Below are 13,896 nucleotides of genomic sequence, written 5' to 3'. Positions count from 1 at the left end.
ACAATCTCTTCGGGCTTCGGTCTCTTGTTTGCCATTCGTGGTCCTCCGTTTCCTAAACATAACGGTGGACCAGTTCAGTTGGGGAGGCTCAAGACGATGAGGAGGAGGGGGCGGAGCCTTCGTCCACCTCAACCTTGCCATCTCCGGACATCAGGATCGCAATCGGCCGCGTTGACGGAATATGCGTCAGAATAATCATGATGCACACAGTGATCGGAACGCTCATCAAAGCGCCGGGGATGCCCCAGATTGCCGTCCAGAATGTCAGTGCCAGAATGACCATCAAGGGTGACAGGTTCAGACGGCGCCCCAGCAGCATTGGTTCAAGAATGTTGCCAACGGAAAACTGCACCGCGCCACAGCCGATGAGCACCACAAAAGCGGTCGAGAAGGTGTCAAACTGCACCAGGGCCACCAGTGAGGGCAGGGCCACACCGATAATCGACCCAACCGTAGGGACAAAATTTAAGATGAAGGCCAGAACAGCCCAGGTTTCAGCAAAGTCCAGATCGACGGACCACATGACAATATAGCTGCCGATCCCGGTCAGGCTGCAGGCCAGTGTTTTAATGCCCACATAGCGCTGAATACTGGTCGAAGTGCTCTCGATAATGCGGCGCACCTTTTCGGCCATGACCGGGTCTTTGATGGCCAGTTTGATCTTGGCCTTCATCGGCAGACGCTCGACCAGCATGAAGGGCACGTAGATCAGAACCAGAAAAAGTGCGCTCAGAAACGCACCGGCTGACCCCAGCACACCACTTGCAAACCCCGCGAGGTTCAGTTGCTTGAGCGCCTTCTGGGCCTCGGCATAGTTCTGATCCCCGACGATGGCGACTATGCGCGAGAGTATACCTGACAATCGCTCTTCAAATTGCGGAAGGTCCTTTGATACCTCGCCGGCCTGGTTGGACAGGATTGAAAGGATCCCCAAAAGACCCAAAAAGATGATCGAGATCGATGCCAAATGGGCAAACAGCTTGGGAATCCTGTGGCCAAAAACCTTGATCCGACCAATCCGGTCCGATGTGGCGCTGAGCAGAATGAACAGCAACATCGCAATCGACAACGGGATCAGAACCGAGGACGCCAATACCAGAGAGGCCACCGAGAAAAACAGCAATACCACAACCTGACACCAGAAGCTGAGCCCCCGGTCGAAAGGCGTGCGCCCGCCTGTTGTGCCGTCGTCGTCCATTCTGTCGCTCAACCAAATCAACTGCGTGTTTGCTAGAGACACAATAGGCATCTCCTGCCCACCTTTGGCAAGAAAAAGACTTGGAGAGGAAAGGGATGGGTATCAGACCGAACGCAGCGCTGATAGAGCTGAGGATAAATGATACCCGATCCTCAAAAGAGGACGCTGAGTTGATTGCAAGAGATCAAAATCGGTGGGCTCTCACGATGGACTATTTGAAGGCTGCAATCCGATCCGCAATCCGTCTGGACGCCTTTCCGCCGCCATACAAAGATCCATCATCTGAGACCTCTTTGCCAATAGCAGACTGTACGGCAGAAATAATGTGATCTCTATCTGCCCCAACCAATGCATTGGCGCCAGCTTCGATCAGTTCGACCCATTCCGTTTGATCCCTGAGCACAACGCCAGGTTTGCCGAAAAAGAATGCTTCCTTTTGGATGCCCCCACTATCGGTTGCAACAACAGTACAGTTCTTGAGTAGGGCAAGGAATTCCAGATAACCGACTGGATCTATTGCAGTTGCATCCAGACTTAGCCCTTGGTCCTTAAGGACCTTCTTTGTTCTCGGGTGTAAAGGAATGACAACTTCGGCAACATCATTGTGAATGGTATTCAGGGCGTCAACAATTGAGCGAAGCCGTTCTGTGTCATCAGTGTTTTCGGCACGATGAATCGTTGACAGGACGTATCCGGATTTTCCGTCGATCTGTTTCGGAAGCTTCGCGAACTTGCTAAAAGCCAACGCGCTGTCTTGCATGACATCGCCGACCCACTCAACATGAACTGGTTTGTGGTCGAAGCCTTCATTTGTAAGGTTATTGACCGCCGTTTGTGTTGGGCAAAACAGCAGGTTGCTGATGTCGTCAGTCAGAATACGATTGATTTCTTCGGGCATCTTCATGTTAAAGCTTCTTAGGCCGGCCTCGATATGCGCGACAGGAATATGCAGTTTCGCCGCGGCAAGAGCGCCGGCTAGGGTAGAATTGGTGTCACCGTAAACCATCATCAAATCGGGCTTGCGATCCAGGATCACTTGTTCGATTTCAATCAGCATCCTACCCGTCATTGATCCATGAGACCCGCCATTAATATCCAGCATATGGTCGGGTCGTGGAATTCCTAGTTGATCAAAAAAAACTTGCGACATGTTTTGATCGAAGTGCTGTCCTGTGTGCACGATAATCTCTTCAAGTCCGTCTGTTTCAACAATTGCCCGCGAGACGACGCCAGCCTTGACGAATTGTGGGCGTGCCCCAACCACGGTCATGATATGCAATTATCTTGTCCTTTGCTCAACGGTTAGAGATGCAGCTAGTCATATCGGGAGTTACAAAAATTGTCCTTCCAGCTATCGCAAAGTCTGATTTTTGCCAACTCGACCCAGTTTGCACCTCGGGTTTTTGTGCTTACCTCATTAAGACCTCTATCACCCGGTCCTGATCGGTTTCACTCAGATAGGGGTGCATGGGCAGGGAAAAGACGCGGGTGGACAGATCTTCGGATACAGGCAGGCCTTCGGGGTCTGTCGGGAAAGCACTGTAGGCTGTTTGTTTGTGCAGGGGCAGGGGATAGTAGACCACGCTTGGGATACCGGCCTCTTTCAGGCGCGACATGGCGTCGTCGCGCTCTGCCTGATCTTTGGCTTTCAGCGTGTATTGAGCCCAGACCGAAAGCATTCGACCCGGGATTGTGGGCACGCTCCAACGATCTTTCAGCGTCTCTGTATACCGGGCGGCAACTCGTTGGCGCGCTTCGATCTCGTCCTGGTAAACAGACAGCTTTTCCAGCAGGATAGCCGCTTGCAGAGTGTCCAGACGAGAGTTCATTCCGATCCGAACGTTGTCGTACTTGTAATCACCTTTGCCGTGGAACCGGTAAGACATCATCAGATCGGCCAGGTCACTGTCATCGGTAAAGATAGCCCCACCATCGCCATAGCAGCCCAGCGGTTTGGCTGGAAAGAATGAGGTGGTGGTGATCTGACCGAAGGTTCCGGTGACCTGATTGCCAATACGCGCACCGAAGCCTTGGGCGCTGTCCGCAATGATCTGAAGGTTTTCCTGCTGCGCGATGGGCTCAATCGCGGAATAGTCGGCGGGCAGGCCAAAAAGGTCCACTGGGATGACAACCTTGGGGTTTAGACCCATTTCCCGGGCATGGGCAATCGCACGTTTGAGGCTGTCGGGATCCATGTTGAACGTGTCCGCAGCGCAGTCGACCATCACTGGAACCGCGCCCAGGCAAGGCACAACCTCGGCGGTGGCGGCAAAGGTAAACGCAGGCACAAAAACCGCGACCCCGCTGCGAACCTCAAGCGCCATCAGCGCCAGCATCAGGGCGTCGGTCCCATTGGCGCAGGTAATCGTATGTTTCGCCCCGCAAAAAGCCGATAGCTGTTCTTCCAATTCGGCCACTTCGGGCCCCAGGATGTATTTGCCATGAGACAAAACGGCCTGAATGCGCGCGTCGATATTTTCCTTGAGACGCGCTTGCTGTGTCGCCAGGTCGATAAATTGCATCAACGTTCCCCGCCAGATTGGGTATTAAAGAATGTCAGCAATGCCGGTTCGCCCGAGATGTAATCGAACACTGTTTTTCCGTAACGGTCACATCTTTCGATATCTGCACCGCTCTCGATCAATGCTTCAAGTATTGACGTATCGGGATCAGTCTCTCCCATCAGCGGAGTTTTGGCGTACATCAACGGAGTTGTTCCGTTCGCTCCGCAAGAATTTGGATTGGCACCGGCCCGCAACAAACTGAGGGCGGCCTCTTTTTGGTTTGCATGAAGGGCGACAATCAAGGGTGTCCAACCTTGGGGTGTTCGTTTTTCGATGTTTTCTGGAAAGCGGCTCAACTCGGATACGATGACCGGCGCGTTTCCTGCCTTACAAGCAGCAAACAGTTTTGACGTGCTTTGCAGGTACACCCGTCCTGTCAGCCAATCGGAAAAGTGTGAGAGGCACTCGAGTTTCTCTGCCGGATCCATCGGCTCGTTCTTGGTGGGACGGTCAATTTGTTCCGGGGTCAGCGTCCCCGCCGAGTACTTTTCCCAAAACGCGCGCAAAGCGGTAATCTGAACCTGGTAGATCGCCTCGGAAATGCTTTCTGGCGTGTCGGCACCCCCATAGGTCACAGGATGGAAAGCAAGGAACTCTCCGGCATCGACGCGCGCGTCGATGAAATGGGTCGTAACGCCTGCGTCCACATTGTTTTTTATGGTGTAGAAAAAGGCATCCAACCCAGAAGTCTCTGGGATTTTTCCGGGATGGAAGTTCACGATGCCGTCCGAGAAAGCCTCGATCAATTGCCGGCGTAAGATGCGGGCACCGGCGACGATGCCCAATTTACATTTCTCGGTCTGTAGAATGGGAACGATCTTCTCGACCTCAGCATGAGCCATTTGAACATACTTATATCCCAGATTTTCGCAGAGCACTTTTGTCTCAAGCGCCGGGGCCACATGCAGTGTTTTAGGCCAATACGACTGTCTGTCTATCTCGGGCAAAACCAGTTTGGGCGCCGCAATAACCACCGCATTTCTTACACCCAGGCTGGCGAGCTCTTTCAGAAAGTCAGCCGTTTTTCGGTGCGGAAAGTCATATGCGAAAACGGCGATCATGCGCCCATAATACCTTTCAGCATCGGGTGTTGTTCGCCTTTGCCTAGCTCTAGAGGCGCCGTGCGTATGTGGCTGACCACCTCGATCGAAGGGCGCGCGTCTTCCAGGCCAAAGCCAGTGCCGTTCAACACGTTCTGATAGCTGGCCGTGTGCAGATCAGTGAAACCTCCAGAAAACTCGATCTCGTCTCCGTCCACTGTGATCGAGCGATAGGTGGTCTGGCCTTCGGGCGTCTGCGGGGGCAGGTGGTGGCGATTGATGGACAACACCCAGCGCACGCGCGCCTGTTCGAACTCAAGATACCCGGCCGAGCTGTCAGCGGCGCGGTGATGCACGATATTGGTTTTGATCGGGCCGAATACAAAGCTAAGCATGTCATAGAAATGCACGCCGATATTGCTGGCGATACCACCGGACTTATGCTGCAAGCCTTTCCATGACGCATGGTACCATGCGCCCCGAGATGTAAAGTAACTCAGATCCACGTCGTACACACGGTCCTTGGGTTGCGACCTGATCTTGTCGCGCAGCGCGATGATGGCGGGGTGCAAACGCAATTGCAGGATGGTGTTGATCTTGCGCCCGGTCTCCTGCTCAAGCCGCGCCAGGTCATCCAGCTCGGACGGATCCAGAACGGTAGGCTTTTCACAGATCGCATCCGCGCCAGAGCGCAATGTGAAGGCCATATGCGACTTGTGCAGGTAGTTGGGCGAGCAGATACCCACATAGTCGATGTTCTTCTGATCCTGCACGAATGAGTCGAATTGCTCGAATTCGGTAAAGAACGCGGCATCCGGAAAATGGCTGTCCATGATGCCGACACTGTCGTTAATGTCGAATGCTGCAACCAGATCACCACCGGTCTCTTTGATGGCCTTCAGGTGGCGAGGGGCAATGTATCCAGCGGCGCCAATCAGTGCATAGTTCGTCATCTATCGTCCTCAGGCGCTGTAGATATGGTCGCCGCCACTGCGGAATTTGCCGCGCGTGTCGATCAGCAGTTTTGCGTTGTTGCGGATCATCTCATAGTCAAAACTGGTGTGATCCGTCAGAAGAAGGACGACGTCATAAGACGCCACCGTTTCAGGCGTCAGGTCGACCGAGCTGAGATCAAAGTCATGTTCTCGCATTTCCGGGAAAACTGGCACATTGGGGTCGCTGTAATCCAGAACCGCCCCCCAGTCGCGCAGCTGTTCCATCACAAAGACCGACGGGCTTTCCCGCATATCGTCCACATCACGCTTGTAGGCAATGCCCAGCGCCAGAACCTTTGCCCCGTTCAGAGATTTCCCGGCTTCATTCAGGGCGCGCACGGTCTTGTCCACCACATAACGCGGCATCGCGGCATTGATTTCACCTGCAAGCTCGATAAAGCGCGTGTGCAGCCCGTATTCCCGAGCCTTCCAGGTCAAATAGAAGGGGTCAATTGGGATACAATGCCCGCCGATCCCCGGACCGGGATAGTAGGGTGTGAAGCCAAAGGGTTTGGTCGCGGCGGCGTCAATCACTTCGAAAATGTCCAGGCCCATGGCGTCAGATACGATCTTCATTTCGTTGACAAGCCCGATATTGATCGATCGATGAATGTTCTCAAGCAACTTGACCATCTCAGCCGCCTCGGTCGAGCTGACTGGTACTACGTGATCGATGAATGCCCCGTATAACGAAAGACCAGCTTCCAGGCAGGCTGGTGTGTGACCGCCGACGATTTTGGGAATGGTCTTGGTGTTGAACTTTGCATTTCCGGGGTCTTCGCGTTCAGGCGAATAGACCAGGTAGAAATCCTGACCCACAGTGAATCCTGCCTGTTCAAGGTAAGGCAACAGCACTTCCTTGGTGGTGCCGGGCCATGTCGTGCTTTCAAGGCTCAGCAACTGATCGGCCCGCAAATGGGGGGCCAGTGAGTCCATAGTGGCCGTCACAAAACTCAGATCGGGTTCGCGGGTCTTGTCCAGCGGAGTGGGCACGCAGATGATCAAGGCATCGCAGTCCTTCGCGCGTGCGAAATCCGTCGTGGCTTCAAAGCCAGCTGCCAGCATCTTGCCAATCTCATCATTGCCAATGTGCTTGATGGGTGACTGCCCGGAATTGAGCTGGTCCGCGCGCGCCTGAACCACATCAAACCCAACAACGGTCTTGCCCATTTCAGAGATGCGCAGAGCCAGCGGGATGCCGACATAGCCAAGGCCGATGATGCCTACGGAGTTACAGGTGTAGCTATTCGATGATGTCATTTTCTTCTTTTTTTAGTCCTTGCAAGGTGCAGCGTTCTATCCGACCTCGTAGGCATGGGCGTCCGTTTGCAGGATTTCTTTGTAAAGGTCTGTAAGCTTTTTTGCCTGAGCATTCCAACTGTAAGAAGCTTCCAGCTTTTCTTCGATGCCTTGAATGCCCTGATACTGTTGCGGATTGCGCAACACATCTTGAATTGCTGCTGCGATACTTTTGGGGTCTGCCTGATCCATACTCCGACCAATTCCTAGCGACTCCACAAATCTCCGCATTTCAGTCAGGTTTGAAACTGCCAGCGGAACCCGGGCAAATGCTGCTTCAAACAGCTTGTTGGGCATCGCGAATTCATGGTTAAGCGCACCAGCCTGGAATGGAATAACTGAAACAGTTGCTGTTGAGATCGTTGTAACCACGTCTCTCGCATCAACCGGATCATGCATGTGAATACGATCCAAAACGTTAAGTTCCTGCGCCAATTCCAATAGCTGTGCGTCGTTACGTTCGTGGCGGGCCCCTAATATGGCTAAGTGAACATCCGGAAGATAGGTAAGTGCTTGCAGCACCTTGTTAACTCCGCGATGTTCTCGTTGAATTCCCCCTGTAAAGATGACTAGCGGTACTTCGGCTGACAGCCCCGACATACTGCGGATGTCCTCAACCTTGCGTGTTTCACTTCTTTTCATTTCCAACTCGGGCGCATTCATGATGATGATTGGAGTGCGGCGTTTGTAGCGCTCCGAATAGGCTTCTCCAATGGCGTCCGACACTGTTATCAGCGCATCGACATACTCCAGGCACGCACGCTCTAGCAAATCCACCATTTTCTTTGTCTCTTCGCTGGAAATCGTAGCGCGTTCAATTTCCAGCTCGTGGGCATCGTAAATGAGGCAGCAGCCATGCTTTTTGGCCAATAGAACACCCGCGGGCAGGGTATAGATGTCATGGGCATGAACGATATCTGGTTCGCCCATGGGCTCCTCGCGCAGCAAGTTGGCGGCAAAAACCAAGCTTTTTCCTTGATATAACTCGCGAAAACACTCTTGTACTGCCCTTGATAACTTGCGCAGCTGGCGTATTGATGGCGCATCGCCACCGGCCATAGACAAAGCGGAACTGACAGCATCAATTTGATCGGCCGTCAGTTTTTTCAGGGCTTTCTTGTGTCGAATTCTACGTCGAAGCCGCTTTAGGCCGGAATGTTCCTCATAGTATCGTTTTTCGTAAACCGATACCTGCTCACTCAAAGGGCCGGTGATATCTTCCCATTGGGCTATTGCGTTTTCCAGGGATCGCAACTGCTCAACTTGGTCAACAAGCTGATTGAAGTTATCGAGAAGCGGTTGAGAGGATGGTTTCAAAAACTCGAACACGGACAAGTCAGGGCTGCTCAATTTAGTATAATCCGGCCAGTCAAATCGATGAATTTTGAAGCCATCGATTTCCTGTGACTTGGGCTGCCCCTCTGGAAAATGCGAGAAAACCGTTAAGTCGTGCCCTGCGGCTGCAAGGACACGTGCCTGTTTCAGAACACGGGGATCTTCCAGTACCTCATGATAGTTCAACGACCAAACTGTCGCCATGCTCAAGCTCCTATGGGCCCCAATATTGTGGCCGGTTCTGTCATTTTAGGCGCCTGGGTTATACATGACCAATTTTTATGGTCCATATCGTATTTCAATGAGAGACGTTGGATTTTCTGGACCGCTTCCTGAATGCAATACCAATCAAGAAGCCTTATGTGATTCAGCCCGCTATGCGAATTGCAAGCCCGAAGAGATTGTTTTGTGAAACGGCGGGGAACCGCCAGTACCAAAAGCCAGGATCTCCCGACCGATGCCTTGCCGTTTGACCGAGTTCATGAGCAATCTAAAGAGGTAGCGCTTTGCGCAGGGGGAATCACGATCTCATGACAGCCCGATCCGATACGACGGCGGTTTTCCTGACGGGTAGCCTGATGGGGCATGTGGTCAGGATGTCGCTTACGACCAGTGTCGGGCTGATGGCGATCTTTGCGGTCGATTTTGTCGACATGATTTTTATCTCGATGCTGGGCAACGACGCATTGGCTGCGGCCGTCGGGTATGCGGGGACGTTGTTGTTTTTCACAAACGCCATCAATATCGGGCTGTCGATTGCTGCCGGAGCGCTGGTGGCGCGGGCGTTAGGGGCTGGAGAGCGCGAACGGGCTCGCAGTTTTGGCTCAAGCGTGGCTGTCATGGGGATCCTTGCAGGTCTTCTGGTTTCGGCACTGGTGCTTGCAAATGTCGGCTTTTTCCTCTCGCTTTTAGGGGCCAAGGGCGAGGTTTTGCGCCTGGCTACGCGGTATGTCTCGATCATTTTGCCGACGATGTGCGTGATGTCCTTTGCCATGACCGCCATGGCGGTTTTGCGGGCGCATGGGGATGCGCGCCGGTCGATGCTGGCGACGATCTATGGCGGTGTGGTGAACGCGGTTCTGGACCCGATCCTGATTTTCGGAGTGGGGCTGGGCCTCGACGGGGCGGCCATAGCCTCGGTCCTTGCGCGTCTTACCATGTTGGTTGCAGCGCTGCTGCCAGCCTTGCGTGTCCATCAGGGGTTTTCCCGTCCAACGCCTACTCAGGTCGCTCAGGATTTTGGCGCTGTGCGCAAGATTGCCGGACCGGCCGTTCTGACCAATGTTGCCACCCCAATCGGGAATGCCATCGTCGTCCGAGAAATCGCCGACTACGGCACCGATGCGGTGGCAGGTATGGCGGTGATCGGGCGATTGATGCCGGTTGCCTTTTCGGTGATCTTTGCGCTCTCTGGCGCTATCGGACCGATCATAGGCCAAAACTATGGGGCCGGGCAGTATGACAGGGTCAGATCCGCCTTTCTGGCCGGAGTAAAATTCACCGCAACCTACGTCGTGCTCATGGCGGCGGTTCTGTTCCTGCTCAGAGCTCCGATCGCGGACCTGTTCGATGCGCAAGGCGAAACCCGTGCGCTGATCTATCTGTTCTGCGGCCCTCTTGCGCTGGCATCCTTCTTCAACGGCGTGATTTTTGTAACCAATGCCAGCTTCAACAACCTGGGCCACCCGATCTATTCCACATGGATCAACTGGGGGCGTCACTCGGTCGGGACCTGGGTCTTTGTGCTTATCGGTTCACATCTTGCCGGTGCACAGGGCGTCCTGTTGGGGCAGGCATTTGGCGGGATTATTTTTGCCGCTATTGGTTGGGTGCTGGTTGGACGCGTGATCTCCAACCTGTCGCGGCCCGTAGATGTTGCGCCTTTTGCCGAACAAAACCGCATCCATTCGCTGTTTGGTCGCCGAGGCTGGTGAGCCTTTGGTCAGATCTGGCGCAGTTGCAACAATCCCAAAGCTCAAGTCTCAGTCTGGTTGTCTTCCGATTGGAATATATCATAATAGGCGCAAGAACTATAAATGACCCACCAAGTTGAAGGAAATTATTAGCCCTTCAGCAGCAGATCAGGCACACTTAAATGGTTAAATCTTTGAAGAATACCTGTCTTTCGACCCTGGCCGCACTGCTTGCGTTGCCAATGGGACTTTCAGGTGCAACCTCGGCCTCAGCGCAGACAGTTTCGAGTACGTCCGATTTTGCCGGCGCGTATGTCGGTTTGGAGTTGGGTGCTGCCCGCGCCGATGGCACGGCAGACTATCCGGTGCTTTCCGGCGGTACGGTGGACGGACCCTATGATCCGGACAATGGTCGGGGCTATGGCATACTTGCTGGATACAACCTCCAGAATGGCAACATCGTTTATGGTGCCGAGTTAAGGTACACCAACATAATCGATGTGTCCGAGCGCAGCGCATCCGAATCCGAAATCCGGGAAGTGCTGGATGTGGCGGACATTCGCGGTCGCGTTGGATACGCACGGGGTGACGTACTGATTTATGGGTCGTTGGGCTGGTCCTGGTCCAGGTTCAGGGTACATCCCAGCCGCTTCTTTGAAGGGCGGGAAAGCCAAACGACTTTGGATGGTTTCAATGTTGGTGTTGGGGTTGAGTACAACTTTTCAGACAACTGGTTTGTCGGCGGAGATTTCACCTATCGTGACCTGAGCGGACGATTTGATGAAGCCAGCAGAGATACAGATGTCGATCTGAGCACAATCTCGGCTCGCGTGGCCTATCGGTTTTAGAACAAAGCCTGCCATCGTCGCCCAAAGCGTATAGTCTTTGGGGAAAGGATGAAAAACATCCTTACTGCCTAAAGTCGTTGTCAGTTTTGCAGGCTTGCGATTGTTCGAGGAAGTCAGATGCCCATTTATCCGACATACCGTGCCGCATTTGTTCATATTCCCAAGAACGGTGGTTCAACCGTCACCGCCGCGATGAGGCGCAAGAACCTGTTGGGGCGGCGCCTTGAACAAGGGGAACTGCTGTCCAGTGGCAATGAAACCATATCGGATATTCTCGATCACCTGGGGGACGAGGCCGACGGGTATTACAAGTTCAGCTTCGTGCGAAACCCATGGGATCGCTTCGTGTCGGCCTATCACTATGTTTGCCAAAGACGGCCAGAGCTGGCGCTGGTGAATTGCCATTCCTCATTCGCTGAATTTGTCGATGCGTTTGCCGACGACCCCATGCCTTTTTTGAAGATAAGGTATTTTCGCCCGCAATGGACCTATCTTACGGACGACGAGGGCGAGGTAGCCTTGGACAAGGTTGGGCGATTTGAACATTTCGATGAGGACCTGCATGAAATTCTGGGCAAGATCGGGATGCGTCGTTCATTTATCCGGCATCGCAAGCGCACGGTGCGCGCGGATTATCGCGACTACTATGATGCACATCGTCAGGACGTGATCGAACGTGTCTACGACGAGGATATCGAACTTTTTGGCTACAGTTTTGAAGACGGGTGCATTAGATAGCCTTCTGGTGGCGCACAGTTGATGGTCTGACCCTGACGGTAAGGACATCTTCGGCCGCTCTTGTACCTCTACCAACTGCCGGATTCCGTACATATGATTGATCTGAGCGCGAAACCCGTTCTTCGAGAAAGCCAAAACTACAAGATTTACGATCACCCCGAGATGGACGGTGCGCTTTTGAAAGTGCGCACGGACAAGCCAAAAAACCGCAAGTTCCGGCGGTATTCCGAAAAGCGGTACGGAAACCTGCGCCAGTGGAACCGTGAGGCCAATGAATATCTGGCCGCGCTGAGCAGGGGCTGCCCGGAACTTGATCGGTTGGCCGGGTTTTATGGATATGCCCGCACCTCGGAAGGGCCCGCCATTGCCGTTGAAAAGATGACCGGACCGGATGGGGACCTGGCCCAGACATTCTCTGACGAGATGAAGCAATATCGGGAAGGCGACCCAAAACGGTTGGAATTGCTGGAAGAGATTGACGAATTGATGACGGACCTCGAACGCGGACGTATCGTGGTTGGGGATATCAGCCGTCAAAATGTGGTGCGGGCGCAGGAACGCGGCGGCAGGCTTGTTGTGATTGACGGGGTGGGGGAAAGAACTCTGATACCGCTAACCTTGTTCAGCGACCGGGCTTTTCGCGTTTCGATCGAACGACGCAGAAAGTTTCTGCGTGGCAAGGGGCGATAGCTCGGTTTCACAACGATCTTTTGGGACATTTCTATTCGCCACACGCGCGCTCTGAATGTGTGTGTGACAATGTTTTAACGTGTGTGAACCCTAGTTGATCCGCGCGCAAGCAGGTTTGTTTTAAAAACACTTGCAACCGGTTGCAAAAATGATCATGCTGCCGTCGAAATTCGTTTGGAGGGCGCGATGCTGAATGTTGGACTGCTTGGCGCGGGCAGGATCGGAAATGTCCACGCGCGGGCCATCGCTGCGCATGCTGGCAGTCGGCTTGTTTCGGTCTCGGATGCCTTTGAACAGAATGCACGGGCTATTGCCGACCGCTATGGAGCGGACGTACGGACATCTGAAGAGATCCTTTCGGACCCGGCGGTCGACGCTGTCCTGATTGCAACTCCGACGGACACTCACTCTGACCTGATCGAACGGGCCGTCGCGCAAGGCAAAGCGGTGCTGTGCGAAAAACCTGTCGATCTTGATCTGGACCGGGCACTTGCCTGCCAACAGGCCGTCGAACGCAGCCAACAACCGGTGATGGTTGGATTCAATCGCCGGTTTGACCCCAGTTTCTCGACCCTAAAAGCCGCAGTAGACGCCGGAGAGATCGGCACGCCCGAGCTGTTGTCGATCACATCTTTCGATCCCGCTCCGCCACCTGTCGCGTATATCAAGGTCTCTGGTGGACTTTTTCGCGACATGATGATCCACGATTTTGATATGGCCAACTTTCTGATGGGTGAGTTGCCGGTTACGATTTCGGCGGTTGGAACCTCGAATGTGGACCCGGCGATTGCCGAGGCAGGGGATGCCGACACCGCTGTGGCGACGATGACCTACAGCGATGGCAAACTGGCTGTCATCAAGAATTCGCGCAGGGCGGCTTACGGATATGACCAGCGGCTTGAATTGCTTGGGTCCAAGGGCTTGTTGCAGGCGCAGAATGTGCTGGAAAATACGGTTGTCAAATCCACCGCCGACGGGGTGGTCGGTGCAAAACCCACCTACTTCTTTCTTGAGCGCTACATGCCCGCTTACGAAGCAGAATGGAGCGCATTTGTTGACGCGATAGCTCAGACTAGGGCGATGCCTGTTACGCTGCAGGACGGGGTTGCGGCCCTTGCGATGGCCGAGGCGGCAACGCAGTCGGCGCGATCTGGCAGGCCTGTGCAATTGGCTGAAATATTGAAACCGGTTGCAAAATGAGTCAAAATTCGGAAACTGTCCATAGCCCGAAGAAGAAGAGGGCATGAAAAGATTCGGCCGGACCGAATGAAATTTG

General features: G+C 53.8%; 12 protein-coding genes. 5 read left to right on the top strand and 7 right to left on the bottom strand.

What is annotated here, in order from left to right; translation table 11 throughout:
• Positions 1–88: 88 nt before the first annotated feature.
• The 7 genes from ACR0AG_RS10800 to ACR0AG_RS10770 all read right to left on the bottom strand — a co-directional run bounded on the left by ACR0AG_RS10800 (position 89) and on the right by ACR0AG_RS10770 (position 8,635).
• Positions 89–1,198: an AI-2E family transporter gene (locus ACR0AG_RS10800; protein WP_480838652.1), complete on the bottom strand. Its 1,110-nt coding sequence runs from the start codon at positions 1,196–1,198 to the stop codon at positions 89–91.
• 211 nt (positions 1,199–1,409) lie between these two features.
• Positions 1,410–2,468: a non-hydrolyzing UDP-N-acetylglucosamine 2-epimerase gene (wecB, locus tag ACR0AG_RS10795; protein WP_480838650.1), complete on the bottom strand. Its 1,059-nt coding sequence runs from the start codon at positions 2,466–2,468 to the stop codon at positions 1,410–1,412.
• Positions 2,469–2,607: 139 nt separating this feature from the next.
• On the bottom strand, positions 2,608–3,720 hold the full coding sequence (locus ACR0AG_RS10790; RefSeq protein ID WP_480838648.1) for a DegT/DnrJ/EryC1/StrS family aminotransferase: 1,113 nt from the start codon (positions 3,718–3,720) through the stop codon (positions 2,608–2,610).
• Entirely contained in the window at positions 3,720–4,823 is a 1,104-nt protein-coding gene (locus ACR0AG_RS10785; protein WP_480838646.1) for an ankyrin repeat domain-containing protein, read from the bottom strand. Before ACR0AG_RS10785 ends, ACR0AG_RS10790 begins: the two co-directional genes overlap by 1 nt.
• On the bottom strand, positions 4,820–5,755 hold the full coding sequence (locus ACR0AG_RS10780) for a Gfo/Idh/MocA family protein (protein WP_480838644.1): 936 nt from the start codon (positions 5,753–5,755) through the stop codon (positions 4,820–4,822). The genes ACR0AG_RS10785 and ACR0AG_RS10780 overlap by 4 nt, the downstream gene beginning before the upstream one ends.
• Before the next feature lie 9 nt (positions 5,756–5,764).
• Positions 5,765–7,057, bottom strand: coding sequence for a nucleotide sugar dehydrogenase (locus ACR0AG_RS10775; protein ID WP_480838642.1), 1,293 nt, complete (start codon positions 7,055–7,057; stop codon positions 5,765–5,767).
• A gap of 36 nt (positions 7,058–7,093) precedes the next feature.
• Positions 7,094–8,635 carry a glycosyltransferase gene (locus tag ACR0AG_RS10770; RefSeq protein WP_480838640.1) on the bottom strand — a complete coding sequence of 514 codons (1,542 nt, stop codon included), beginning with the start codon at positions 8,633–8,635 and terminating at the stop codon, positions 7,094–7,096.
• 326 nt (positions 8,636–8,961) lie between these two features.
• Between ACR0AG_RS10770 and ACR0AG_RS10765 the strand changes: the two genes are divergently transcribed.
• From ACR0AG_RS10765 to iolG, 5 genes are all read left to right on the top strand, one after another.
• The gene (locus ACR0AG_RS10765; protein WP_480838638.1) at positions 8,962–10,365 is read left to right on the top strand and encodes an MATE family efflux transporter; all 1,404 of its coding nucleotides are present in this window, start codon (positions 8,962–8,964) and stop codon (positions 10,363–10,365) included.
• A 161-nt stretch (positions 10,366–10,526) separates the two neighbouring features.
• Positions 10,527–11,192 (top strand): outer membrane protein, encoded by a 666-nt coding sequence (locus tag ACR0AG_RS10760; protein WP_480838636.1) that lies wholly within the window; start codon positions 10,527–10,529, stop codon positions 11,190–11,192.
• 117 nt (positions 11,193–11,309) lie between these two features.
• Positions 11,310–11,930: a sulfotransferase family 2 domain-containing protein gene (locus ACR0AG_RS10755; protein ID WP_480838634.1), complete on the top strand. Its 621-nt coding sequence runs from the start codon at positions 11,310–11,312 to the stop codon at positions 11,928–11,930.
• Positions 11,931–12,023: 93 nt separating this feature from the next.
• Positions 12,024–12,620 (top strand): YrbL family protein, encoded by a 597-nt coding sequence (locus ACR0AG_RS10750; protein WP_480838632.1) that lies wholly within the window; start codon positions 12,024–12,026, stop codon positions 12,618–12,620.
• A gap of 186 nt (positions 12,621–12,806) precedes the next feature.
• On the top strand, positions 12,807–13,820 hold the full coding sequence (gene iolG / locus ACR0AG_RS10745; RefSeq protein WP_480838630.1) for an inositol 2-dehydrogenase: 1,014 nt from the start codon (positions 12,807–12,809) through the stop codon (positions 13,818–13,820).
• Positions 13,821–13,896: the final 76 nt, after the last annotated feature.

It is taken from the genome of Ruegeria sp. H6 (assembly GCF_056532975.1).
The sequence above is the reverse complement of the archived record's forward strand: the minus strand, read 5'-3'. Positions and strand labels throughout refer to the sequence as shown.

Excerpts from the sequence above, each read along its gene's own strand:
- ACR0AG_RS10775 (WP_480838642.1), bottom strand. The coding sequence starts at position 7,057 with ATGACATCATCGAATAGCTACACCTGTAACTCCGTAGGCATCATCGGC.
- ACR0AG_RS10750 (WP_480838632.1), top strand. The coding sequence starts at position 12,024 with ATGATTGATCTGAGCGCGAAACCCGTTCTTCGAGAAAGCCAAAACTAC.
- ACR0AG_RS10790 (WP_480838648.1), bottom strand. The coding sequence starts at position 3,720 with ATGCAATTTATCGACCTGGCGACACAGCAAGCGCGTCTCAAGGAAAAT.
- ACR0AG_RS10785 (WP_480838646.1), bottom strand. The coding sequence starts at position 4,823 with ATGATCGCCGTTTTCGCATATGACTTTCCGCACCGAAAAACGGCTGAC.
- ACR0AG_RS10800 (WP_480838652.1), bottom strand. The coding sequence starts at position 1,198 with ATGGACGACGACGGCACAACAGGCGGGCGCACGCCTTTCGACCGGGGG.
- iolG (WP_480838630.1), top strand. The coding sequence starts at position 12,807 with ATGCTGAATGTTGGACTGCTTGGCGCGGGCAGGATCGGAAATGTCCAC.
- ACR0AG_RS10765 (WP_480838638.1), top strand. The coding sequence starts at position 8,962 with ATGACAGCCCGATCCGATACGACGGCGGTTTTCCTGACGGGTAGCCTG.
- ACR0AG_RS10760 (WP_480838636.1), top strand. The coding sequence starts at position 10,527 with ATGGTTAAATCTTTGAAGAATACCTGTCTTTCGACCCTGGCCGCACTG.
- ACR0AG_RS10770 (WP_480838640.1), bottom strand. The coding sequence starts at position 8,635 with ATGGCGACAGTTTGGTCGTTGAACTATCATGAGGTACTGGAAGATCCC.
- ACR0AG_RS10780 (WP_480838644.1), bottom strand. The coding sequence starts at position 5,755 with ATGACGAACTATGCACTGATTGGCGCCGCTGGATACATTGCCCCTCGC.
- ACR0AG_RS10755 (WP_480838634.1), top strand. The coding sequence starts at position 11,310 with ATGCCCATTTATCCGACATACCGTGCCGCATTTGTTCATATTCCCAAG.
- wecB (WP_480838650.1), bottom strand. The coding sequence starts at position 2,468 with ATGACCGTGGTTGGGGCACGCCCACAATTCGTCAAGGCTGGCGTCGTC.